The 23,380-nt window shown below is 41.2% G+C and carries 18 protein-coding genes; 15 read left to right on the top strand and 3 right to left on the bottom strand.

Features of this window, described 5'->3' with window-relative positions; genetic code table 11:
• A partial coding sequence (locus ACFOWA_RS01910) for a DUF7149 domain-containing protein (RefSeq protein WP_378981202.1) occupies nt 1-3,427 on the bottom strand: 3,427 nt, incomplete at its 3' end.
• Between the two features lie 287 nt (nt 3,428-3,714).
• Here ACFOWA_RS01910 and ACFOWA_RS01905 point away from each other — a divergent pair.
• Nucleotides 3,715-4,581: an Abi family protein gene (locus ACFOWA_RS01905; RefSeq protein WP_378981200.1), complete on the top strand. Its 867-nt coding sequence runs from the start codon at nt 3,715-3,717 to the stop codon at nt 4,579-4,581.
• A gap of 504 nt (nt 4,582-5,085) precedes the next feature.
• Here the strand turns inward: ACFOWA_RS01905 and ACFOWA_RS01900 are convergent.
• The gene (locus tag ACFOWA_RS01900) at nt 5,086-5,286 is read right to left on the bottom strand and encodes a hypothetical protein (protein WP_378981199.1); all 201 of its coding nucleotides are present in this window, start codon (nt 5,284-5,286) and stop codon (nt 5,086-5,088) included.
• Between the two features lie 857 nt (nt 5,287-6,143).
• Between ACFOWA_RS01900 and ACFOWA_RS01895 the strand changes: the two genes are divergently transcribed.
• Both ACFOWA_RS01895 and ACFOWA_RS01890 read left to right on the top strand, forming a co-directional pair.
• The gene (locus ACFOWA_RS01895) at nt 6,144-6,371 is read left to right on the top strand and encodes a DUF4236 domain-containing protein (RefSeq protein ID WP_378981197.1); all 228 of its coding nucleotides are present in this window, start codon (nt 6,144-6,146) and stop codon (nt 6,369-6,371) included.
• 155 nt (nt 6,372-6,526) lie between these two features.
• The gene (locus ACFOWA_RS01890; protein ID WP_378981196.1) at nt 6,527-7,105 is read left to right on the top strand and encodes a hypothetical protein; all 579 of its coding nucleotides are present in this window, start codon (nt 6,527-6,529) and stop codon (nt 7,103-7,105) included.
• A 439-nt stretch (nt 7,106-7,544) separates the two neighbouring features.
• On the opposite strand, the gene ACFOWA_RS01885 is transcribed toward ACFOWA_RS01890, so the two are convergent.
• Nucleotides 7,545-8,405 carry a hypothetical protein gene (locus tag ACFOWA_RS01885; protein WP_378981194.1) on the bottom strand — a complete coding sequence of 287 codons (861 nt, stop codon included), beginning with the start codon at nt 8,403-8,405 and terminating at the stop codon, nt 7,545-7,547.
• 831 nt (nt 8,406-9,236) lie between these two features.
• On the opposite strand from ACFOWA_RS01885, the gene ACFOWA_RS01880 reads away from it, so the two are divergent.
• The 12 genes from ACFOWA_RS01880 to ACFOWA_RS01825 all read left to right on the top strand — a co-directional run bounded on the left by ACFOWA_RS01880 (nt 9,237) and on the right by ACFOWA_RS01825 (nt 23,359).
• Nucleotides 9,237-10,769 (top strand): tetratricopeptide repeat-containing sensor histidine kinase, encoded by a 1,533-nt coding sequence (locus ACFOWA_RS01880; RefSeq protein WP_378981192.1) that lies wholly within the window; start codon nt 9,237-9,239, stop codon nt 10,767-10,769.
• Between the two features lie 11 nt (nt 10,770-10,780).
• A complete protein-coding gene (locus ACFOWA_RS01875; protein ID WP_378981190.1) occupies nt 10,781-11,446 on the top strand; it encodes a response regulator in 666 nt (221 codons plus the stop codon).
• 103 nt (nt 11,447-11,549) lie between these two features.
• Nucleotides 11,550-11,756, top strand: coding sequence for a hypothetical protein (locus ACFOWA_RS01870; RefSeq protein WP_378981188.1), 207 nt, complete (start codon nt 11,550-11,552; stop codon nt 11,754-11,756).
• A gap of 251 nt (nt 11,757-12,007) precedes the next feature.
• The gene (locus ACFOWA_RS01865) at nt 12,008-13,324 is read left to right on the top strand and encodes a hypothetical protein (protein WP_378981186.1); all 1,317 of its coding nucleotides are present in this window, start codon (nt 12,008-12,010) and stop codon (nt 13,322-13,324) included.
• A gap of 5 nt (nt 13,325-13,329) precedes the next feature.
• The gene (locus tag ACFOWA_RS01860; protein WP_378981184.1) at nt 13,330-13,779 is read left to right on the top strand and encodes a hypothetical protein; all 450 of its coding nucleotides are present in this window, start codon (nt 13,330-13,332) and stop codon (nt 13,777-13,779) included.
• Nucleotides 13,780-13,787: 8 nt separating this feature from the next.
• A complete protein-coding gene (locus ACFOWA_RS01855; RefSeq protein WP_378981182.1) occupies nt 13,788-15,239 on the top strand; it encodes a hypothetical protein in 1,452 nt (483 codons plus the stop codon).
• A gap of 1 nt (nt 15,240) precedes the next feature.
• Nucleotides 15,241-18,810, top strand: a complete 3,570-nt coding sequence (locus ACFOWA_RS01850; protein WP_378981180.1) for a hypothetical protein — start codon at nt 15,241-15,243, stop codon at nt 18,808-18,810.
• A gap of 11 nt (nt 18,811-18,821) precedes the next feature.
• A complete protein-coding gene (locus ACFOWA_RS01845) occupies nt 18,822-19,322 on the top strand; it encodes a response regulator (RefSeq protein WP_378981178.1) in 501 nt (166 codons plus the stop codon).
• Between the two features lie 458 nt (nt 19,323-19,780).
• The gene (locus tag ACFOWA_RS01840) at nt 19,781-20,620 is read left to right on the top strand and encodes an SDR family oxidoreductase (RefSeq protein ID WP_154282905.1); all 840 of its coding nucleotides are present in this window, start codon (nt 19,781-19,783) and stop codon (nt 20,618-20,620) included.
• A gap of 47 nt (nt 20,621-20,667) precedes the next feature.
• Complete coding sequence (locus ACFOWA_RS01835) at nt 20,668-20,931, top strand: Atu4866 domain-containing protein (protein ID WP_209437695.1); 264 nt, start codon at nt 20,668-20,670, stop codon at nt 20,929-20,931.
• 10 nt (nt 20,932-20,941) lie between these two features.
• Complete coding sequence (locus ACFOWA_RS01830) at nt 20,942-21,856, top strand: helix-turn-helix domain-containing protein (RefSeq protein ID WP_154282907.1); 915 nt, start codon at nt 20,942-20,944, stop codon at nt 21,854-21,856.
• 576 nt (nt 21,857-22,432) lie between these two features.
• Nucleotides 22,433-23,359 carry an arginase family protein gene (locus tag ACFOWA_RS01825; RefSeq protein ID WP_154282908.1) on the top strand — a complete coding sequence of 309 codons (927 nt, stop codon included), beginning with the start codon at nt 22,433-22,435 and terminating at the stop codon, nt 23,357-23,359.
• The last annotated feature ends 21 nt before the right edge of the window (nt 23,360-23,380 follow it).

Raw genomic sequence — 23,380 nt, 5'->3', positions numbered from 1 at the left:
ATAAAAAAGGTAAAAACTTTGTCATGTTTGGATAGATAATTTTTGGACTAAAAAAATCCTCCCAATAATTTGCTCCCCACCGTTGAAGCGCATACCATTCGTATCTAATTCCTGTTTCTGCTTTATTTCTTCTTTCGAGATTATTTTTATAGGAATAAAGATGGTTGTATACTGCTGGATAAGTTGTTTTAAAAGCTTCCTCCGCTTTATCTGATGATCCAGTAACCTTTGGGTCATTGTGTAACGGAAAGTGCCATGGTATAAAAATAATATATAGATTTGAATACTCGTGCCCATAACGTTTAATATCTCTTCCTCTTAGAATTGGCTTAATTACTTCGATACTATTGATATCCTTTTCAATTAATTCCAATTTCTTCTCTTCAGTAATAATGAAAGCATCATTAAATCCAGTTTTAATGCCGTAATTAATATTGATTTTCCAGTCTTTAAGTGGTGTTCCGATCGCTTCTATTTTAGATTTAATTTGTCGTTCTATTTGTGACAAAACTACCCAACTACCTGCTGTAGTAAATTTTGTTACGTTACTATTCTGTTTAACAAAAACGCTCAAATTATTTAACATCTTATCTTTCACAATACAGGTTAAAGTTTGCTGTCTATTTTTATCCTTTGCAAACATTAAAATATTCGTATCAACAGTTGCGGTGTCAAAAATTTGTGAGCCACCAAAATCAACTAATATCAAAGGATTTGTTTTTTCCACAAAAAACTTTCTTAAACTTTCACCATAACCTGCACGCATCCATTTGTTTGAAGTAATAAAAATCAATAACCCGCTGTTTTTTAAAATCCGATAACCTAATTCGTAAAATAAACTATAAATATCACCCGTGCGGGCAAATGTTTCATAACCTATTTTCTCTAAAGCGTCACTATTTGCTCCCATTTTTTGCAATTGAATATATGGTGGATTACCAATTATCGCATCAAAGCCAATAAAATCTCCGTCGTCATTCAATACCTCTGGAAATTCAAAGCGCCATTCAAAAGCATTTTCGTAAATTTTATTGCTTTTAATTTCTTGTATAAAATCCTCTACTTTTTTGACTTTGGCTTCGAGCTCTTTTTTGTCTTTCTGTTGGGCTTTGGTTAGTGTAGTTTCAAATAGTTGGTTACTTCCATATTTTGTAAAATGCTCGGTCTTCCATTTTTGAAGAGATTGACTTTCCTTGCTGTTTTTATTAATCTCCGATTTAAAATCGGTCTTAATCTCATTAATCAGATTTTCTAATGCTCTTTTTTCCTCTTTGCTTTTAGCATTTCTATAATTTGCAACAGCATTTTTATAATCGTCGATAGAGATTTGTTTTCCTTTCAGCGCAACTTTTAAGTCACTATCTAAAGCAAACCTGCTAATTAATGAATTGCCATTTTTAATGTTGATATCAATATTAGGTAGCGTTTCTAGTTCTGTTGCGTTTTTGTAATAGGCATTTTTCAATAATTCTATCCATAAGCGTAAACGGCATATTTTTACAGAGTTTGGATTGATATCTACTCCAAATAAACAGTTTTCTATAATGTATTGCTTCTCATTAAATAAAGTTTCCTGAATACGCTGACTTTCTTTGTTCTTAGGATTATACTCAAAAAGATGTCCTTCTTCGTCGGTTACAATCATTTCATCATTCTCAACTTCAACCTCATAAAATTTAAGCAATTTTCCATCCTTATCTTGTAAGATTTTTAAATCACTTTTAATGGCGATAAGTTCATTTAAAGCTGATACTAAGAAGTGGCCAGAACCAACGGCAGGGTCACAAATTTTAATACTGTTTACAATCTCATTAGCTTCTTTTTTATCCTCAATTTTATTGTATAACTCATCAAATTCTAAGCAATTCCATCTTTTTATATCATTAAATTTTTGCAATACTGTTTTGCGTAGCGTTTCACGGCACATATACATGGTAATCATTCCTGGAGTAAAGAATGAACCATCTTTGTAGCCATTAATTTTCTCGAAAATTAATCCAAGAACTGAAGCATTGATTAAAGTCTTGTTTTCTTCCTGTATAGCTTCCGAACCTTCACTGCTAAAATCGTAGGCATTTAAAAATTCGAAAAGATAGGCTAGTGTAGTTAGGCTACCTGCACGTTTTTTTCCTTGCTCATCTTTTAATACCGTATTTGAAACAAGAGGAATTGTTTTATCATCTTTTAAATTACTAATGAAAAGTGTCTGATGTTCAATTTCAGTTGGTTCAAAAAGAGAACTATTTAAATATGGAACTTTTTCAAATAGTTTTTTTACATCATCATTTCTATTCTCATGTTTAACAGCAAGCACTTGAAAAAAAAGACTATTCAAATCATCATATTCTTTTATTCTATTTAAGTTTAGGAAAGCATAGGATTTATCGCCTTTATGATATGTAATTAATTGAGCTTCTAAAAGTTTTAAAAACAGAATACGATTTATCCAAGTAATGTTTAGTCCCAATGCAACATTAAATAAGCGTTCTTGATGATTTTCGCCATAAATGAATGCTTTACTTAGTCTACTAATTTTATCAAGACTATCAAGATGTATAATCGTATCTTCTAATATTGTTCCAGAATGTCGCTGACCTTCTTTATTTCTTTCTATCAATCGTTTACCACCGTCTTTTGTTTCAACTAATCCGATAATATGTAAAAGCTCGCTATAAAAGCGTTTATCTAATATATTACTATCATTTGTAAAAGGCAGTTTAAGTAAATGCTCAGGAGATAAAAGTTTAAATAACGCAATAAGTTGGTTATCATCTTCACTATTGTTATTGGTTACGATTTTTTTGTAATCTCTTATGTCAAAATGGGTAAACTCAATTTCATCAGTTAATCCATCTATAAATGGCTTTGCTATACTCGAATAAAATAAGTCAGTTGAGCTTCCAGAAAGCCTATTGTTTTCAAAATCTTCAAATTGCTTAACCAAGCTTTTATTTTCTGCAAATAAGCCTTCGAATGTTTTGGCATTAAAAATATACCATTCGTAAATGTTAGTAATTACAAGATTTTTAACTTCTAAATTTTTATGGGTTATTCTTTCTCGTAAATAATACAGTACCAATTCTTGAAATGCTTTAGTGTTTAACTTTGTTGCACTAACCATTTCTGATTTATTGACAGGGCTTTTAGCTTCAATAATTACACCTACTGAACTTTTTGCGGTGTTACCATTATGAATTACTAAATCATTTCTGCCTTTAGTATTTATGAAGTTATTTGGCTCGTAATATGTTTTCTTTAAAAAATCACTTACAATGTTCTTATGAAATTCCTCAGACTCTTTGTCATTAATCCTATCCAATAACTGAATAAGGTTGGCTTTGAAAAGCTCTATATCAGTTCTGTTTGGTTTTACTTTTAAGAATGCTTTGTTAATCGCTTTACGAGGGTTCAGTTCCTTTAATTGCATCTGAGTTTTATTGAGAGGGTTAAATTACCGTTTTTTGTTAATATCCTAAACTATTACTAATGACTTAGCTCAATTCAAGTTTTTTAATTATTATATTATAAGATATTTAAAATGCGGTTTCTCGTAAAGATGGTACTTTGATTATGATTAATTTAAAAGTTTAAAATTATCTGATATAAAGAATAGCTTTGTAAGCAATTAACAAATGTTAGAGCTAATTAAAAAAAAGACTTTAATGTTGCATGATTTGCTAAACTTTTAGATGCGACATATATTCAAATTAAAAGATGGGAGCTAAAGCAACAACTGTAGACGAGCAAATAGTATTATTAAAAGGGCGAGGTATGGTCATAGCGGATGAACTTAAAGCAAGAGAAATTTTACTCGATATTGGTTACTACAGATTAGGCTTTTACTGGAATTGTTTTGAATGTGATGATAAGCACACTCTTACTGCAGGAACAAAGTTTGAAGATGTTGTTTCTTTATATTATTTAGATGTCGATTTAAGGGAATTGCTTTTAAAATACATTTATCGAATTGAGGTTCACTTTCGTACCCAAATCATTTATCACGTTTCCAATCAGCATCAAAGTTCGCCAACTTGGTTTGTAGACCCTAAAGTGGTATCTTCAGATTACATCAGTGATTTTGATAAATTTTATACAAGCAAATTTATAAGAAACAACAGGCCTATTTATAAACATCACCAAAAATACATTAATGATAAATATGCTCCAGCTTGGAAAACTATAGAGTTCATTACTTTCGGAGCGAACTTAAAACTTTTCTTAGCACTAAAAGATAATGCAATTAAAGAAACCATTGCATCATCATATAAATTAAGAAAACTTAAAATATTTATTAATTTCATTAATTCTATAGTCTATGTTAGAAATATGTGCTCCCATGGAGGAGTACTCTATGATTTGGCACAACCTAAAAGTATTATAAATATCCCCGGGGGGATTACGCCTTTTTCAGATAACCATTCGTTAGATGCCTCGATTAAAGTAATAAGATATTTATTAAGTCAAATTTCGACCAATAGAGAAAAAGATTTAAAAAATAAATTAGAAGATTTATTTTCGAAATTTAAAGATAATGAGCCAATTAAAAATATTATTCAAACAAAAATAGGCTACAAACTGTAATATACTTGTTAAATAATGTTAATACATTTTGTATGTTATCAACATTATATTACTTTTGTTCCTATTAGTGCCTGACTAAACAGGCTTTAGTTGTGCACTTTAAAAAAAGAACATTTAAACCCGAGCAAGCCTCGGGTTTTTTGTTTTTATCTATTTTTACTTCAGAAATTCTGAGTTTTGAAATATAGCGATTTAGTGTGATACTTCGATAATTCTGCCACAATCCCCATACTAAACGCTACATCAACACAAAAATCCTTTTCAAGAGCAAAGCAAACGCTCGAATTATTCTATAAAAATTGTAGAAAACGTCAGTTACCCCAAACTTAAGTCTTAATCAAAATTGCGTGTGAGATTTGTTTTGGCCTCATGGAAATTCCTAAACTGCAGTTGGACAATTGCAGAAATTTGTTTTGCAAACGGTCATGGTAGTTTATCCGAAACGGAAACGTAATTAAGGGAGTTGTTGAAATTTGTGAGATCAGATAAAGCTATTCCGGCAATTTAACGGCTCTTGGAGTTTCTTGTGGGATTTGTGAGGATTTCTGCAAGAAACTTTTCTTTTTGATTTGTACGCTTTTTTAATTTTTCCTCTGAAAAGTGTAAGCGATGGATGTCATTGACCTTTTTGGCTAGTTCTGAGACGATATCGAAAAGTAGTTGATTGCTAACCTCGATATTTGGAGACTTATCTTCATTTTTCATAATATTTATCTTCACTTATGATGTGAAATTATGATTCACAACTGAAAATAAACTACCTTACCCTAGGAATACCTATAGTTTTCTTGAATATAGCTGCTCCCATTCAACACAGACAATGATGAATTCTTTGAACACCTATTTTGCTTCTTTGAGGTATTAGAAAGCATTTTGGAGAAAAATAAATTACAGAAAGCACTCCAAAATTCCCATAAAAAGTAAAAATATTGTGTTCTAAAAATTTTTCATCCTCATAGTCCGAGAGGTTTTTAGAACACTCTTTGATTGAACATAATATCCAAGTAATTTTAGTTAAAAAACTAGATTTATTTTCTGTTTTTTCAGTTTAACTAATTATAAACATTCTCGCAACCGGACTTTCAAATACAAATGTGATTGCTGTTTTAGTTCAATGAAAGAACCTAAAGGATATGTGTTACGGACTTTTGGAATTTTGCTGTCTGAAAATTATTTTAAAAATCTTTTTGTAGGGCTTAGACTAACAACCAGTAAAGATGATTTAGGTATCAGAATTGGGTATTTCAAAGCACTGTCCGGATACGATAGCTCATGGTTTTTCGGGGGGACGTTAGGACGTTACGAGTGCCTCATCTGTGGAAAATGATCCTAATGGACATGGAATCCAAAGGTTAACTGAACTTAAAAATAAAAAGAACCCTGATCGATAGATTAAAACAACCAGTTTGGCGCGGGGTAAAATGTAACTTTGGAGCGAAATCGGCTGTCAACAAAAATGCGGCTTATATGAACATGTTGGCCGAAATACGCATGCTACGGAAAACCGTAATAATTCCTAATTACATTTTATCATCTTCGGCAAAGCAATCAAAAGATAGCTTATGGGCATATTTTTTCGCAAATCTTTCAAAGTTGGACCCTTTCGCCTGAATTTTTCCCAAAGTGGGATAAGCTATTCAGCTGGTATTAATGGTGCCCGGCTGACCTCGGTTCCTCGGGGCACTTATGTCACCCCTGGTGGAAATGGGATATATTACAGGCAACGTATTGGAAGCGTGGAAAAAAAACAGCCCCGGCATAATCCGAGGGCACTGAAAAACTACCTATGAAAAAAGGGCTTATGACTTTTTTTATTCCATAAGCCCTTTTCTTTGTGATATTCGCAATCTTCTAAATTTTATTTTGCAATTAGACGATTCTAAGAGACCTTATCTGCCGTTTTTCTCAATATTTAATACGACATTTTTTTACAAGGACTTTTTCAGTGCCCTCGCATAATCCCCCACAGCCTTTTATTACCGAAAATCAGGGCGCCCACACCATCACCTCTGCCGATATCGACCAACTGACGGACGTGGATTTCAAAGCATTTATTGATGAGCTGACACAGAAGGCTTCCAAAATATCTTTTTTTCAATGGTTTGGAGCCCTGCCGATGATCGCTTTTACAGTCATCTTATCTGTTTTTTCGCTTAAGACAAAAGAGACGGTGTTGCACCCGGGTGGACGAAGGGAGGTTGTAACCGTCGATTCTTATGTTGGCTGCTACATCCGGGTGAGGGCTGATGCCGGTTCAGCTGTATTGGCAACCGCAAAAAATGTGGAGATATTTACGCTGCTATATGCCCCCAGCAGAAAATGGTTTAAGACCAAGGTCAAAGATACGGCCGGTTACATTGCCTCAAAATTGGCGAAAAAGGGCGTGGTCAACGACCCTAGGGAAGTCAGTTTGGAGCAGTATCTTATCAACCCCAGATATTACTGGCAGTTGGGCCTAGGGCTGGCGTTTTTCACCGTTTTGGTCATCTACCTGGCAAAGGTGGACAGAAAAGGTTTGAAATAGGGGTTTATTATCAAATGGGCCAGCAGATGGGCCTTACCTATCAGGCAATAGGCACCCATTTCCAGGCTTTTAATTCCTCAAGAAGTAAATGGCAGTACTTGCAGGAACAGCGGAATGACGATTGGAAGAGAAATGCGGGTGCGGGCAGGAACTTTGCGTTCAGCTTCGGGTGTCAACGAAGTCATTTCCACCTCAAGGATTGGGGCATTTGAAGGGTTTGCAGGTTTTATTCGACAAATCGGCAAGTTGCAAGCTGCTATGAAAGATGCTTCGAAGCATATAGGATAATCGTTTGAAGTAGGCCGGGGAGAAACCCGACGCCTGATATTCATTCACGCTCGCCCCAGTTGCCCGGCCTTGCCGGGCAACTTTTTTTATTCCAGCAACCCCGGGTGCGTCAGCACCCACCTTAACATTTTTTGCCCGGGACGTCTCAAAACTATCGGTTTATTGCCGAGTCGGGCAACTGCGCACTGAAATATTTTCTCAGCAGGTATATATTCAAGGGTTTTAGCTCCTTTGAGGGATATAAAGGGTGATGGCCATCCGCGGTAAAACATTCCAGCTTTGCGCCAACCGAGGTGTACCAAGTCCTGCCGACAGAATAAGCGGTCATGGTGTCCGGTTTTGTTATTTTCCTGAAGTGGTTAAGCTTCATGGTATCCAAGGCTATGCTCTGCACGCCATAAATGGGCTTATTGCAATCTACCGCCTCGTAGTGGTCGCCCGCCCAGTACATACACTGTTTCCCAGGTGATATTATCGATGTGACCAAAGTGATAATCGCCGCTGTCGCCAGTGCCATTACGCTTTGGCGCTGATATTTGCCTATCCAGACCTGTATCCTTGTAAAAATTGGTTTTTCATCTTTTTTCCCTTGCGGGGCCCTCGGCGGTAAAGGATCCTTTGGCGTTGCTGGGGGCAGGTCCGGATCTTTAGGTTTCATAAAAGTATCGAACCTAAAGGGCCTAGGCTCATAACCGGTCAGCCAGGCCAACAGTTCAACATTGCGGCTATGCGAATCCTTGCCGGTATCCTGCATCAACTGTTGCACCGGCCTGAAATTCGGCGTTTTAAAGGTGTTTATCGCCTCCCAGTAATCACCGTTTTTGTCTGGTGCACCAAAAAAATCTTCGAGTATCCGCCGATCGGTCTCCGGGCGGTACCTGAGCTCATATACCCTGAGGCACTCTGTTTTAAGGTTTGCAGGGCTGGGGTTTTTCAGGTAGGTCGATGGATCGGAGGAATGCAGGACCTGAAGATAGTGGTTGATGACAAGCTGCTTGTATTCTGGGAACATTTTTAAAAGCGTAAACGCCTGCAATGTAGTAGAATTTCAGGAATTCCAAAAGCTTTTTGCGCATTCGGCCGGTATTATCGGCACGATCGGAATCCGCTGCCTTCAGGTCGGTTAGGCGCTATACATTTGCATCATCATTCGTTCCTGGCCTATAAGATAAAAGGATAGTAACGGATAATAAAAACATGAGGCCCGGGAACGGTAGCCAACAGGTAAAACGGAAAGCTGCCACCGGCTTCCGTCCCCAGACCTCAAGCTTTCCAAAAATTTCAGAAGGCCTTCTGAAAAATTACAGCAACCCCAACGGCGGTCGTAGGGGCCTACATTTTTCAAACTTTTAAAATTAAGGAACCATGTTTTTACCTTATTTCATCGCACTTATGTTGGGATTAGTGTCCCCATCAAACCAGTCTAACAGCAACTGCCACCAAACCACACAGGTGAGTACTACCAATGACGATCCCGGCCAAGGGGGCGACACAGGTGATGATGATACCGATACAGGCGGCGAGACCGGACAGACCCCGCCACCGAAGATCGATTGATCCCAGGCGCGCTAACACTCTGGTCAACAGGATAAGGTGTCCGTTGACCAGTTGTTCTCCAAGCTGGCGTAAGCCGGCTTTTTGTGTTAGGCGGGATTTTTTGGATGGTTTTTGGCACATGCGGATATATTTTATAATTTCGGATAAAAACCCAGATCCCTTGAGACGCTTTCTTCATCCCTTAATCCTACTCGTGTCCCTCTGCTGTTGTAAGCGGCCATCGGAACAAAAAAAGGCAACTACCAATCCCGCCTATGACCAGGCTTTCGATTACCGTCAAAAGGAGATGACCGATAGCGCCTTCCGGTATTTCAATATTGCCAAGGACGTCTTTTTGCAAGAAAGGGATAGCTTGGGGGTAGGGAAATGCCTTTTGAACATGGCTATTTTTTCGACCGACAAGGGTGATTATTTCGGCGGTCAGGAACTCTCCTTATCGGCAATTAGGTTCTTTGACCCATCGGACACCCTGCAATATGTTTTCATCAGGTCGAACTATAACAACCTTGGCATTGCAAGTTACAAACTCAAAGACTATACCCACGCTTTGGGGTTTTATGACCAGGCCATCCGCTTCTCGGATGATCCTTTGGACACACGTGTTTATCTGAACAACCAAGCCAAGCTTTACCAGGAAATGGGCCGGTACGGAAAAGCGCTGGAAATATACACCCAGGTACTCTCAGGGTTGAGCAGGAACAGGAAAGATTATGCTCGGGCGCTATCCAACGTTGCCATGGCAAGGTGGCTCCAGCGGCCAAAGGCGGACGTACTGGAGGATTTTAGGCAGGCCTTGCGGATTAGAAAAGAAGAAAAGGACAATTGGGGGCTGAATGCCAGCTACTCGCACCTTTCGGATTACTATGCCTCAAAATCCCCTTCCAAGGCGCTTGCCTACGCCGACAGCATGTACCACGTCGCAGTCTTGTTGAAAAGTAGCGACGATGAAATCCTGGCGTTGAAAAAAATAATCCGCTTGAGCCCAGGGGAACAGGCAAGGCCATACTTCAAGATCTATGAGCAGCTCGATGATAGCCTTAAAACCGCCAGGAGCGGCGCCAAAAACCAGTTTGCGCTCATCCGCTACGAGAGCGAGAAGCATAAGGCCGATAACCTGCTTTTACAGAAAAAGAACGCTGCCAAGAACTATCAACTGGGCATGGTTGTTTTCATTGCTCTGCTCGTGCTGGTGCTGGTGGGCGTTCAATTCCGCATACGCAGGAAAAAACTCGCCCAGGCCGCGGAAAAAAAGATACAGGAAAGTGAGCTGACGACCTCCAAACAAGTACATGATGTGGTTGCCAACGGGCTCTACCGCATAATGAAAGAAATCCAGAACCGGCTTCATTCTAGCGCGGAGAGTTTGCTCGACAGGATAGAAGTGCTATACGAAAAATCCAGGGACATCTCCTATAACCGGCCGGCCCAGCGCGAGCAGCCCTTTGAGCTCCACTTAAGCGGGCTGTTGGGCTCTTTTTCGGGCGAGGAAACACGGGTGGTAATCGTTGGCAACGGGCCAGAGATTTGGGCTAACGTAGCATTGGACGTACTTTACGAGATTGAACAGGTCCTTCAGGAATTGATGATCAATATGAGCAGGCACAGTGGGGCAGACCATGTGGTGCTGCGCCTCCAGCGGGAAGAAAAAAGGGTAACCATCACTTACCGCGACAATGGCAAAGGCATGGCTGAAGGTGACGTCCAAGGAAATGGGTTGCGCAGTACGGGAAACCGTATTGATGCGATTTCTGGATCTATTATCTTTGAAGCCATTCCAGGGGCACGGGGACTTAAGGTCTCGGTTAGCTTTCCGGTGTAAAACAGTTTACCATGATCAAAAAAGTACTCATCGCCGAAGACCATTCCATGGCCAGCATCTCTATCGTTAAGATAATGGAAGATTTGTCCATCCCAGAAATCCTATACACTTATTACTGTGACGATGCGCTGATGCATATCCGAAAAGCCATCCAGGTGGAGGCACCCTTTGATCTGCTAGTTACCGATCTTTCTTTCGAAGCAGATCACCGAGAGCAGCATTTAAAAAACGGTGAGCAGCTTATTGCCTCCGCCAGGGCCATCCAACCAAGCTTAAAAGTACTGGTGTTTTCCGGTGAGGGCCGTCCGGCGATCATAGGTGCACTTTACCGCGACCTGGTCATAGACGCTTATGTTCGCAAAGGAAGGGAGGATAGTGCAGAACTCAATGCTGCCATGAAGGTCATCGATGCCAATAAACTATATATGCCGGCGGAAATCCGGCGCAGCGTTAACCAAAAGAACAGTTTCGAATTCAGCACGCTCGATGTCACCATAGTCTCACTGCTTTCCAGCGGGACCAAACAAAAAAATATCCCTGCCTTCCTACAGGCCAATGCCATCAAACCTTCGGGGCTCAGTAGCGTAGAGAAGCGCCTTAGCACCATGCGCGAGGTACTCGGGTTTTCCAACAACGAACAGCTGATCGCCTATTGTAAGGATTTTGGCATTATTTGATCCCATTTAATAGGCCAAACACAACCATCCCCGCCTTAGGGTTTCCCGTATAAATTTCATCTGCTAGGCTACTAGTTTTGGGCTACACCAAAAAGATAAACAGATGAAAAAGTATTATGTCAACAAAGTGGCCCAGTCTAATGGCGACCATGAAGTCCATCACCAGGACTGCAGTTTTTTGCCCGCATTGCAGAACAGGGGTTATTTAGGTGAATTTGTTTCCTGCAGCGGCGCGGTCACTGCGGCAAAGAAAACCTATCCATCGGCCAACGGCTGCTACTTCTGCAGCAATAGTTGCCATACAAGTTAAAAACCAATAAGTGCCTGCGCGAAAGTGCAGGCACTTTTGTCTGCACCGCCTAGCTTCCAGGCCGCCCCCCTTAGAAAAAAAACAGAAATATACCGCCCTTACGGTTTCCCGTAAGGAATCGCAAACAACCTTAGGTATTTTTGGATAACCTATCAGGCCTTGATACCATTTTAACCGCAAACAGAAGCATAACTGGCTTCAAGCAGGGGCAATGGCTAAATCCGTCCTGGTAATCATCCAACAAAACAAATATGAAGATCATCGATAAACCTCATCCATTTCCGCCCAAGCCTAACGGTGCCGGCATCCACCTAAGGCACATGAAAACGTATAACGCAAAGCACGTTATCAGCTGCTTACTGGCCTTGACCGCTATGCTTTCCGCCTGCTCGAGGGATGGCCAAAGCGAAAGCGAAGCGATACTCAACAATGACAATTGCTTACCGGTTGTGAAAGCAGTTGGAGATCAGCTAAACAGCGCGGAAATCAATCTTTTCGTGGAGACCTCGGGTAGTATGTCCGGGTTCATGTCCATAAAGGGCACCAGTTTCCAAAACAACATCTGGTCCATAGTGGAGGGGTTTGAAAGTAAAGTCGGGGCGCGTTTCGGGATCTTCCAGATACGTTCCAAATCGGAGGCTATCACAGAGGTCCCAGTTGCCAATTTTAAGCAAAAGCTCAATACAGGTGGCTTCCAGTCGGCCAAGTCCACCGATATCCCCGAAATGTTAGATAGTATTTTCCGTAAGGCAAACGACAATACCGTATCGATATTGGTTTCCGACTTGATCTTTTCGCCAGAAAATGGTAACCAGGCGCAGTTAAGCCAAATCAGTACCGATATCAGGCAAAGGTTCAAAGCAAAGAACAGGTCCAGCGAGCTGATCCAACTATATTCCAATTTTTATGGCAAGAGCAGCGTTGGGGCAAGCCCTTACTATATCTGGGTTATCGGCGAGGCCAAGCGGGTCAAGTCCGCCTCGGCACTGTTGAGGAAAATGATAACGGGGCCATTCAATAACGTCGATTTTGCCATTACCACACCGCGCCCCAAATACTCCGTTTTTCCGGCCTTTAGTCAAGTGACCAATGCATTGCCTATGGCCTGTCCCACAGATGGCTGCTATTATGTTTACCGGGAATACAGCGATGAAGATACCCCTGGGTTTAAATTCTGGGTGGGCATGGATTTTTCCGCCCTTCCCAGTTATATGTCCGAACCGGCATACCTCTTTAAATACCTCAGCGTTTCAGGCGGGACTTTGGTCCAGGTTAAAGCGGTATCCTCGCTTAAGGAAAAAGCCGACCGGCAGATCGCGGCCAAACATGGCCTGACCCACATGGCCCAGGTCCAGGTTGACCAGATAGGAGGCGAAGGGATCGTATCGCTCGACCTCGAACGCCATTTGCCCCAGTGGATCGATGCGCTCAATATCGATAGGGAGGATGGCCTACGCAAGCAGACCTATGGCCTTAAAAAGATGGTCAAAGGATTGGAAGAGGCGCAAGATGACAGGCCAATACCTGTTTTTACCGAACCTGTTAAAATTTATATCACCAAACAATAAACAATATGTGGAACTTTATCTATGACCGCCTGGTCCAACTGTTCGCCGGGCTTAAATGGTCTATTTTCCTTTACCAAAACAATAGCGACATCAACAAAGCAACCCAGTTGAGGAACCTTTTCAGGAATGACCTGTACACCATTTCCGGGATGGTCATGATAGCCATCACCGCGCTTGTAGCGGTTCTCTATTATTTCGTACTAAACCGAAGGGGGGGATCGGGCTATGCCTTTAAAACCAGGTTCTGGTTAACGGCGTTATCGGTCAACTCCTTTGTTGTGGCCATTGTGATGCTCTCAGTCAGCATCAGCATGACCAGAGGGTACAGTTTACTCCATCCCTTCAAGTATTGCCTTTCGCTGGGTTTTGTGAACCTGGTTTATTCGGCCATACTCTTTGTTGCACTGTCCCTTGTTTTTAAGCGGTACTCTGTTGCCAGAACCACACCTTTTTAATCAAAGTTATGCCAAGATTATTTGTATTTGCCATTGGGGGCACCGGGGCACGCGTGCTCAAGTCGCTCACCATGTTACTGGCTTCCGGGGTGAAGACTAGCGGTTATGACATTATCCCCATTATTATCGATCCACACAAGGATTTGCCTGAGCTAAAAGACTGTAAAAATATGCTCCGGTTGTACTCAAAGATCCATAAAAGCCTATTCAGTGGGCATCAGCCTGCATCAGAACGTATTTTTTTCCAGGTCAACATGCAATCCCTTTCAGAGACCGCAAAAAGTGGATTAAAGGAAGGTTTCGATTTTGACGAGCGCATCGATGAGACATTCGGGGAATTCCTATCCTATAACGCAATCGATAGCCAGGACAGTAACAGGGGTTTATTGGATTTACTCTACAATGAACAGACCTTGAATACCAAGCTATCAGTAGGCTTCAAAGGGAACCCTAATATCGGCTCGGTCGTACTCAACAGTTTCGAGGACAGCGATTGGTACAAGAGTTTCGAAAAGATATTCGATAGCGGGGACAGGATATTTGTGATCAGCTCGATTTTCGGTGGCACCGGCGCTTCGGGTTTGCCCTTATTGATCAAGAATCTAAGAAAAAGCAAAAATAAAGAGATCAAAAGTGCCTTTATCGGTGCCTTGCCAGTCATGCCTTATTTCAAGCTGTCCGAGCCTGATGCCGAGTCACAGCACAAGGACATCGATTCCAATAATTTCATCACCAAGACCAAATCGGCGTTAAGCTATTATGAAGGCCACTTGCAACAGGTCAACGCGCTTTACTACCTTGCCGATCCCCATGAACAATCGGTCCCTTATGTAAACGATGAGTCCAGGCAAAACAACAAGGCACACTTGGTCGAGCTCATTGGGGCTTCTGCCATACTTGATTTTGCAGGCCGGGATTTTATCGGAGACTCAGAAAACCAATTTCAATACTCGCTTAAAATGGGTACAAGTGACGTTGATTTCCGCAACATCGGCGAAGATTTAAACGATCGCATCCGTACCGAGCTCATCAATTACCACACTTTCAACATCATCCACCCATATATCAAAACCATGCCAAAGGCTACTGTGAAAGACACAGAGGGTTTTGACCAAGACTTTTTCAGGAGCGGTTTTATCCGTGACCTAGAGGAATTCAATACACAGTATTTCCAGGCCTGGCTTAGCGGCCTGGGTGAAAACGACAGGAGGTTCTACCCGTTTAACCTTTCCATCAAAGATGACCGCCTGCACAATATGGTCATCGGGGGCGAAGTGGGCGAGCGCACGATGCTGGGGTTTAGGAAGGTAAATTATGATACCTCCAATTTTATCAATCAAATGGAATCCATCAGGAAGGATTTTGCTGCGATCCCTTCCGCATTAAAGGCTACCAGGTATATCGTACTGGCAGAAGAGGCTATCCGTACCGTAAACGCAAATAAAATTAAAGTAAACTAATATGAGTGTCCTAAACATATTCGATGCGACCGGCGACCCGAACACCGGGTGGAGGCATACCGAAAAACTAAACGAGTCCGCCATCAGCCAACTTAAAGACAAGTCGGCCAAAACCACAAATGCCCTGAACTCGGTCCCTTCGCCCTTTTCTAGGCTGCACACCTTCGATACTGCTTTTAAACTGGTAACCAGGGACTTAAAAGAGGGGCAGGACCGCGCGTCCGAAATTTACAAAGAGCTCGTTTCGGACTGCCTGGATGCACTGGAACTCAGCTTTAACGCAAACTACCACGAATCCCAAGGCGATCCGCTCACCTTCGTGAACTGGGAACCGGCCGATCTGGAACGGCTTTACGGGGGGGATTACGGGCAGCAAGTATTTGCCAAAACGGTCAAGACCTTCATTGAGGCAGATTTTGGCCCCGGAAAATTGGATATTTCCATGATCAAATACAAAGGCCTTGCGATTGCCGGTAGCTCTCCCTTTACGCTGATGTTTACCTCGTCCAACCTGGATAAGTCTAGGTCCGATCAACCGGGCAACCGTTTTCGCAGTGCAAGGTATAATTCCACTTTTGATCTGGTAAACCCTGGCAGTGGAAAAGCCTATTTTTCCCGGGCCATTCCTTTTTCCAAACGGGGCGAAGCCTTTAAAAATTATCTCGTAGGCCTTTTCGCTAGGAACAGGTCGCTCAAGGAAGGCCGCTCCAAAGTCTTTTGGGACTATCTGGTCGCCGAGGGCGCAGAACAGGTCCAACTGAAGGACACGCCCACAAAGCCCAACCTTTCCGCAAATGGAGGGGTGTTCCGGCTGGGCGCCGTACAGCTCGACAGCAATGCGGATATCTTTTCGGCGGAAATATTCAACGACCATATCATCAGGGTGGAATACCGGCTCAATGAAAACTGTTTTTTCCTGCCCACCTTCCAGCATGAGCCAGAGGACCGGAAATTTGATTTCCTGCTACCATTGAAACCGGCCTTTTTTACCCACTTCAAACCGCAGGATATCCCTAAGTTTTTCAGCTACGAGCTGCTCGGCGAACGGGTACGGGTTAGTTATCGCAACCCAGGCCTGGAAAAGCCCTTTACCAAAGACTATGTCCTGCAAGGAAAGACCAAAACCGAAGGCAAGATCGTCAGCGCAGGCAAGGAAATGGGTTATACCTTTATGCTGGGCATCTTCCCCTTTATCAGGGTATTGGGGAACGACGGCTCGGTGCTGGGCAATTATAACGATTTTTACAAGGTCAGCCTCGCAGTAGATGGCGGACTGAAGCCGGCCCTTTTGGATACCGGCAGCTTTGGGCTTGATTTTTTCAGGATAGAAGCAAACGGCGTGGAAAAAATTTCGGCCGATGGAGAGCTGTACCATGCCAAACGCGAGATAAGGCGGGCATTTGAGACCCCGGACGTCTTGGCATCGATCTATTACCAGGTCAACGGGACCCATTTTGATCTGATCAACATTTCTTTGCAAAAGGTCGCTGGGCTGGACGCGGTCAATGGGCTGGCCGTGCCTAAGTGGAAGGAAAAGCGGGTCGGTGAAAAACAATTCGACTTTTCGGTTGATTTCGGTACCACTAATACCTTCATTGCCTACACCGATGATCCCAGGCACCATTCCATGCCAAGGCCATTCGATATCGACGTGTCCGAACTACAAATGGCCATGCTCCAACAAATACCGGCACCCTCCGGGGGATCTACCCTGACCGAGAGTTTCTGGCGGGAACCGACCACGCGCAACCTGGTCAAACTCACGGTCTGCAATGAATTTGTCCCACCGGTATTTCTTCCTACAGAACCCAACAGCATATTCAAGATGCCTTTTAGGACTGCCGTTTATCAAAAGAAGAACATTAAAAGCTTTAACCTTTTCAGCGACATGAACATCCATTTCGGATATCAAAAAACCGAAATCGACAGTACCGCGACCGAGAACCAGGAAATCATTGCCAATTTGAAATGGAATATCTCGAGCCTAAAAGACCTGGGTTCAAAATCGCGCGTGGAAAAGTTCATCGAAGAGCTTTGCCTGCTCTTTAAATATAAAGTCCTGCTTAACAACGGCAACCCAAAATTGACCAAGCTCAACTGGTTTATCCCGCAAAGCCTTTCGGAGGCTTCCATTGAACTCTACGAAAAAATCTGGGCCGAAAAAGTAAGCAAGGTCCTCAAGTCCAACCATCCTCCAAAAAGGGTCTATGAGTCCGAGGCACCCTTTTATTTCCTGGAACGTACCGGAAGGATCGAGAACAATGATGCCGTACTGTCCATCGATATCGGCGGGGGGTCAACCGATGCGATGCTTTTCGTCAATAAATTGCCAAGATTGGGTACCTCTTTCAATTTTGCAGGCAATATCCTGTGGTCTAATGGCTATAACCAATTGAGCAATGATGCGAAGGACAATGGCTTTTACCAAAAGATCAATGCCCAAATCGGCCAGAAGGTGCAAGGGGACACCTTCCTGAAAAGCTCGATGGATGCCTATTCGGATAAATCAACCGATGAGATCATCAATTTCTGGCTCAACAACGATGATAAGACCAACGTGACCAATTACCTCCGCGACCCCGAGTTTAAGATCGTTTACCTGTTGCACTACTGCTCGGTGCTCTATCATTTGGCACAGTTGCTCAAATCGAACAACTACCAGGAACCGACCTGCGTGATCTTTAGCGGGAACGGGAGCAAATACATCGATTTTATTTCCAATGAAAAGACATTGGCACAGATTACCGCTTATATCTTTGGCAAGGTATTCGAAAAAGAGGTCAAGCGGCCCCAGGTCATCTTGCCCGCAGAGAACCGGAAAGAAGCAACCTCGTACGGTGGGATATTCAAGGTCAATGAGGTGGAATTCCGTTCAAAGTCTTACCTGGGCACTACGCTCGATTTTGAAAGGGATTCCTTTGTCAGGACCTACAATGATGTGGAGAACCAAATCACCGAGATTAAGCCCAGCATCAAAGCGAATATCGTGCAAATGCTCGATATGATCGAAGGGCTGAACGAGGTGGTAAACTTCAAGGCCCAGCTGAATATCGAATTCAGCATCGGGGCAGTGCGCAACTTTATCGAACAGCAGCTGGATTCCAATTTTGACAAAGGTTACGGTATCCGCAAGGAGAAAATCTCCTATGAGGAAAATGTATCGGACAGCCTGTTCTTCTATCCGCTAATAGGGGTAATTTTTGAACTGTCCAAGATAACTAAAAGCCAATTGGAAGACTTTACGCCCAAGATCAGAAAATATTCGGTTGAGCCCAGTTCAGAGAACACCTTCGATTTCAGTGCGCTGACTGAGCAGCGGAGCTTCAACAGTGTATTCGAATTGGCCGTACCTACCAACAACCCAAATGAGGCGACTTTCTCGATCCTGGCCGAAGACCCGGTTTACCAAAGGGCCTATACCTCGAGGGAATTCGTACTTGCCCCGGTCTGTGAACTGATCAATATCCCAAGTGGGCACAAGATCACCATAAAACAGCACAATGTGGGCAAGTTGCGAAAAGATGGGAACAAATGGATTGTGACCGAGAAGTTGAAATTGGAATTTATATAAACCCTATCGCCATGTTAGTTTTAGAGGGGATTTCCCTGATCGTTATACTCATACTGCAATTCAAGGCCTACTGGCGTTCCATCACCGAGATCGCTGAACTCAAGGGCTTGTTCCCTGTGCGGGAAATCGGGCCGGAGGCAGTTTTATTTCTAGATGATGACCCAATCGCGCTTTACAGCTTTGGAGCAATTCTTAAAGATGCCGGTTATGAAGTAAGGTGTGTTGAGTCGACTGAATTGTTCTCTTCGCAGGTTGATGAATTTTTGCCCAATCTGATTATTTTGGATATAAGGCTAGGAAATACCGACGGCAGGAAGATTTGTAACGAATTGAAGCTTAATATGGCTACCCGGAATATTCCCATCGTAATGCTTACAGCATTATCTCATGAAGAAATCAGCGAGATGGAATGTGAGGCGGATGCTATTATTGGAAAATCCCTTGAATCAGCAAATTTACTCTTGACTGTGGGAGTTCTTTTAAAAAACCAAGTGTTCAGTGAGTATATTTAGAATATTGTCTGCAAATTTTCACTCACTCACATAGCAAACGCTACCTATTTTGTAAACCGACTAAAAGGGGCAGTTAAGAATATTTTTGATGCAGTTTTGTCGGCTTTAATATTTATGGAGTTGAAAGCTAGGGGGATCTAGGTTAGCCCTCAAATTGATTATACTGTAATGTTAGGTTGACCATAGGATGTACCCATCATCCGCCATAAACTCTGGTAAACGGATTAGTATAACTGTTTGTTGTGGTTCGTTTTCATGGCGTAAAGCCGCAACTCGACAATGGTTTTTTAGACAATTCTTCTCTTGCTTGAGAAGACGCTCTCATGTACGCTCACATAATCCACCGTCAATCAACAAAATAATCACGATTTAGCTACATCATTCATTGATTTGGTTACATCAGAAATTTTGCCAAAAGTTAATTTTGTAACATCAATTCAAATAGAAAATATAAGAATATGGAAACTAAAAAAGTGTGGTTAGTTACAGGAACTTCAAAAGGGTTAGGACTCTCTTTGGTTAAAAAGTTGTTAAAAAACGGTTATTATGTAGTTGCCACTTCACGAGACACAGAATCTTTAAATAAAGAAATCGGACAAATTTCTGAGACCTTTTTACCACTTAAAGTAAATTTAACAGATAACAATGATGTAAAAATTGCCATTGAAAAAAGCATTGCACATTTCGGTAAAATTGATGTGGTTGTAAACAATGCTGGCTATGGGCAAACAGGAACGTTAGAAGAACTCACTGATGAAGAAGCAAGAAAAAATTTTGATATCAATGTTTTCGGAACCTTGAATATTATCAGAAATGTAATGCCTTATCTAAGACATCAAAAATCTGGTAGCATTTTTAACATTTCATCGGCAGGCGGATTTTTTGGGGGTTTTGCAGGTTGGGGCATCTATTGCTCTACCAAGTTTGCAATTGCTGGATTTACAGAAGCATTGGCAGAAGAAGCAAAAGAGTTTGGAATAAAAGTTTCGGTTGTTTATCCTGGCTATTTCCGTACAGACTTTCTTAGCAATAGTTCTTTAATGTTACCAAAACATCCTATACAGGATTATGAAGCTGCCCGCCAATCAGAGCAATTACACAGCAATGCCATTAACGGAAATCAGCCAAACGACCCCGAAAAAGCGGCAGATGTCTTGATTGCCATAAGCGAAGAAGAAAATCCACCTGTTCATTTACTTTTAGGAAAGGATTCTTTTGAAATGGTGCAAAATAAAATTGATATCATAACCAAAGACCTTGAACAATGGAAAAAATACACTTTCTCCACAGCATGTTAATCCTGACTGTATTGACCACGAGCTGTACAATTAATAAGAATCGACCCATGGAAAAAAACAAAACGATGGAAGAAACCAAAGATTATATTGGTTTGTGGGTAACAAAGGACGACCATATTCGCCATGAACTATTGGCTAACAATAGATATGATGAAGCACGGGGTAATCTCAAGAGTGCCTATCAAGGTAGTTATAAAGTCACGGGAAATCATATTGACTACAAAGACGATACTGGTTTTACCGCAGATGGAGAGTTTAAGGAGGGAATTTTGTATCATGGTGGCATGATTTTGCGTAAAGAAAAAAAATAAATTTGTAGTTATGGAAAAAACATTTCGCTTTAATTCAATAGCAGAGTTTCATACATTCTGCAATTTGCCCAATCCTGAACATCCATTGATTAGTCTGATAGATTACAGCAAAGTTTCGTATTCGGCTAATGAAAATGAATTGAAATGGATACAGAATTTTTATTCAATTGGCTTAAAGCGAAATGTTAATGCCAAGTTCAATTACGGACATCAAGAGTATGATTTTAATTCTGGTGTTCTAACATTTGTTTCACCGCTTCAATTTTTGAAGATAGAAATCAATCAGAATGCTGTGGTCCAGCCAACAGGTTGGCTTCTGCTCATTCATCCCGATTTTTTATGGAATACCGCATTAACAAAGAAAATAAAGTCTTATGATTTTTTCCAATATGCTGTAAACGAGGCGCTGTTCCTGTCAGATAAAGAAGAGAAAGTTATTGTAGATGTTCTTGAAAATATTGAAAAAGAATACCAGTCTAATATTGATAAATTCAGTCAGGAACTTATTATTGCCCAAATAGAATTGTTACTTATTTATTCAGAACGATTTTATGAACGCCAGTTTTTAACCCGAAAGAAATCAAGCCATGAATTATTAGAACGATTTGAAAAAGTAATTGCCCAGTATTTTGAAAATGGAAAATTATCCGAAAATGGAATACCCCACGTAACAGACGTTGCAAAGCAACTAAACATTTCACCCAATTATTTAGGAACACTGCTACGATTGCAAACGCAACAAAATACGCAGCAGCATATTCAAAATAAACTGATAAATTATGCCAAAGAAAGATTGAGCACTACAAAATTATCTGTAAGTGAAATAGCTTATGAATTAGGCTTTGAACATCCTCAATCATTCAGCAAACTTTTCAAAAGTAAAACCAATCTTTCGCCTTTGGAGTTTAGGCAGTTATTTAATTAAAGTCTAAGACAATCCAAACAATTTGACTAGTTAATCCATCTATTCAAACTATAGCACAGCAAGATCTGCCAAACAAGAACATATACTTAATTTGAATGCAAATGGTCCGATTTGCCTAAAGCATCAATTCTTAAACGTAAAAAATTGCGGTATATAATTTTAAATAAAGGTAAATTATGCAAGCAACTTAAACACGGAAATTAAGTTGCAATCTTTCGATGGAAAAAATGTTTTTGTAATAGGTGCCAATCAAGGCGTTAATTTTTAAATCTACAAAGCCATTGAGTAGAATGGATATAACTTCCCCTTACTTTTGTCATGTATATATTTCGACATTTTTACTATAGCTTCAATGTTTCAATGGTTATCTGGCCGTAGCCGATTATTTGATTTTACCTAATGCTAAATTGTGATTCATATCACATCACAATATGTATTAAACCTTGGAACTTTGCTTTAAGAATAGCGGTTAAAAATTTCTAAGATTACAAATCATGCAAAGTTGCATAAGCAGGGGCTTAAAAATCTACCCTCAAAGTAATCAATAGTAATAGAGTAACCATAAAGGGAATCGATATGAAAAATGAAAAAATCAAAAATGAAGAAAAGAAAAATTCTACCCTTCGCCTTTTATTCCCTCAATGGCAGGGAGGCAATAATGAATCTTATGTCTTTGGATCGGAAATGTTGTCGTGGCTTGCCCCCGATGCTTCCGGACCAATTGAACGGGTCACAGTGCAACAGCCAGATGGCAATCCTTTAACTGTGGAAGATGGTATTGTAGCCAGGAAAGTGCTGCTTGAACAAGCCCGTGACGCCCGTAGATTAATCGATAAACATCAGCCTGAACGAATTGTTGTTCTTGGTGGAGATTGCTTGGTTTCTCTGTCTCCATTTGCTTACCTAAATGAGATATATGAAGGAGAATTAGCGGTATTATGGCTAGATACACATCCTGATATCATGACCAAAGATGTATTTCAACACGCGCATGCAATGGTCATGGGCAATTTACTTGGAGAGGGAGAAACAGATTTTACTCAATTGGTGAAAAAACCTATTAAACCTGGTAACGTAATGTTCGCCGGTATTCGTGATACTTTGCCAAGTTTACCGGATGTATTGAGAGTGGAAGAAAATTTGTTTAAGCGTCTTGATCTGCGTCGTGCTGGACCAAATACCCTAGCCAAGTCAAGCGAACCCGTTATTGAATGGTTAAGGGGCATCGGTGCTAAACAACTTGCTATACACTTTGACCTCGATGTTCTTGATCCTACACTTTTTCGATCACTACTTTTTGCCAATCCAGATCCATCAGTACCTAAAATTGAAGGTTCTCCTTCTGGCGCTATGAATATGGCACAAGTAATTCGACTTCTTTCTGATGTTTCCAAGGAAGTTGATGTTGTAGGTCTTACTATTGCTGAGCACCTTCCATGGGACTCGATGGCCTTAAAAAATATGCTCGGCAGACTACCACTAATAGGTAAAGTGCAAAAATAAACTTTACTATCATATTGGTGA

It is taken from the genome of Pedobacter lithocola (assembly GCF_042650845.1).
GTDB classification, from domain to species: domain Bacteria; phylum Bacteroidota; class Bacteroidia; order Sphingobacteriales; family Sphingobacteriaceae; genus Pedobacter; species Pedobacter lithocola.
This window is presented reverse-complemented; position numbering and strand designations above follow the sequence as displayed.

Excerpts from the sequence above, each read along its gene's own strand:
- ACFOWA_RS01875 (WP_378981190.1), top strand. The coding sequence starts at position 10,781 with ATGATCAAAAAAGTACTCATCGCCGAAGACCATTCCATGGCCAGCATC.
- ACFOWA_RS01905 (WP_378981200.1), top strand. The coding sequence starts at position 3,715 with ATGGGAGCTAAAGCAACAACTGTAGACGAGCAAATAGTATTATTAAAA.
- ACFOWA_RS01840 (WP_154282905.1), top strand. The coding sequence starts at position 19,781 with ATGGAAACTAAAAAAGTGTGGTTAGTTACAGGAACTTCAAAAGGGTTA.
- ACFOWA_RS01835 (WP_209437695.1), top strand. The coding sequence starts at position 20,668 with ATGGAAAAAAACAAAACGATGGAAGAAACCAAAGATTATATTGGTTTG.
- ACFOWA_RS01870 (WP_378981188.1), top strand. The coding sequence starts at position 11,550 with ATGAAAAAGTATTATGTCAACAAAGTGGCCCAGTCTAATGGCGACCAT.
- ACFOWA_RS01895 (WP_378981197.1), top strand. The coding sequence starts at position 6,144 with ATGGGCATATTTTTTCGCAAATCTTTCAAAGTTGGACCCTTTCGCCTG.
- ACFOWA_RS01855 (WP_378981182.1), top strand. The coding sequence starts at position 13,788 with ATGCCAAGATTATTTGTATTTGCCATTGGGGGCACCGGGGCACGCGTG.
- ACFOWA_RS01850 (WP_378981180.1), top strand. The coding sequence starts at position 15,241 with ATGAGTGTCCTAAACATATTCGATGCGACCGGCGACCCGAACACCGGG.
- ACFOWA_RS01845 (WP_378981178.1), top strand. The coding sequence starts at position 18,822 with ATGTTAGTTTTAGAGGGGATTTCCCTGATCGTTATACTCATACTGCAA.
- ACFOWA_RS01830 (WP_154282907.1), top strand. The coding sequence starts at position 20,942 with ATGGAAAAAACATTTCGCTTTAATTCAATAGCAGAGTTTCATACATTC.
- ACFOWA_RS01825 (WP_154282908.1), top strand. The coding sequence starts at position 22,433 with ATGAAAAATGAAAAAATCAAAAATGAAGAAAAGAAAAATTCTACCCTT.
- ACFOWA_RS01885 (WP_378981194.1), bottom strand. The coding sequence starts at position 8,405 with ATGTTCCCAGAATACAAGCAGCTTGTCATCAACCACTATCTTCAGGTC.
- ACFOWA_RS01880 (WP_378981192.1), top strand. The coding sequence starts at position 9,237 with ATGACCGATAGCGCCTTCCGGTATTTCAATATTGCCAAGGACGTCTTT.
- ACFOWA_RS01865 (WP_378981186.1), top strand. The coding sequence starts at position 12,008 with ATGAAGATCATCGATAAACCTCATCCATTTCCGCCCAAGCCTAACGGT.
- ACFOWA_RS01860 (WP_378981184.1), top strand. The coding sequence starts at position 13,330 with ATGTGGAACTTTATCTATGACCGCCTGGTCCAACTGTTCGCCGGGCTT.
- ACFOWA_RS01900 (WP_378981199.1), bottom strand. The coding sequence starts at position 5,286 with ATGAAAAATGAAGATAAGTCTCCAAATATCGAGGTTAGCAATCAACTA.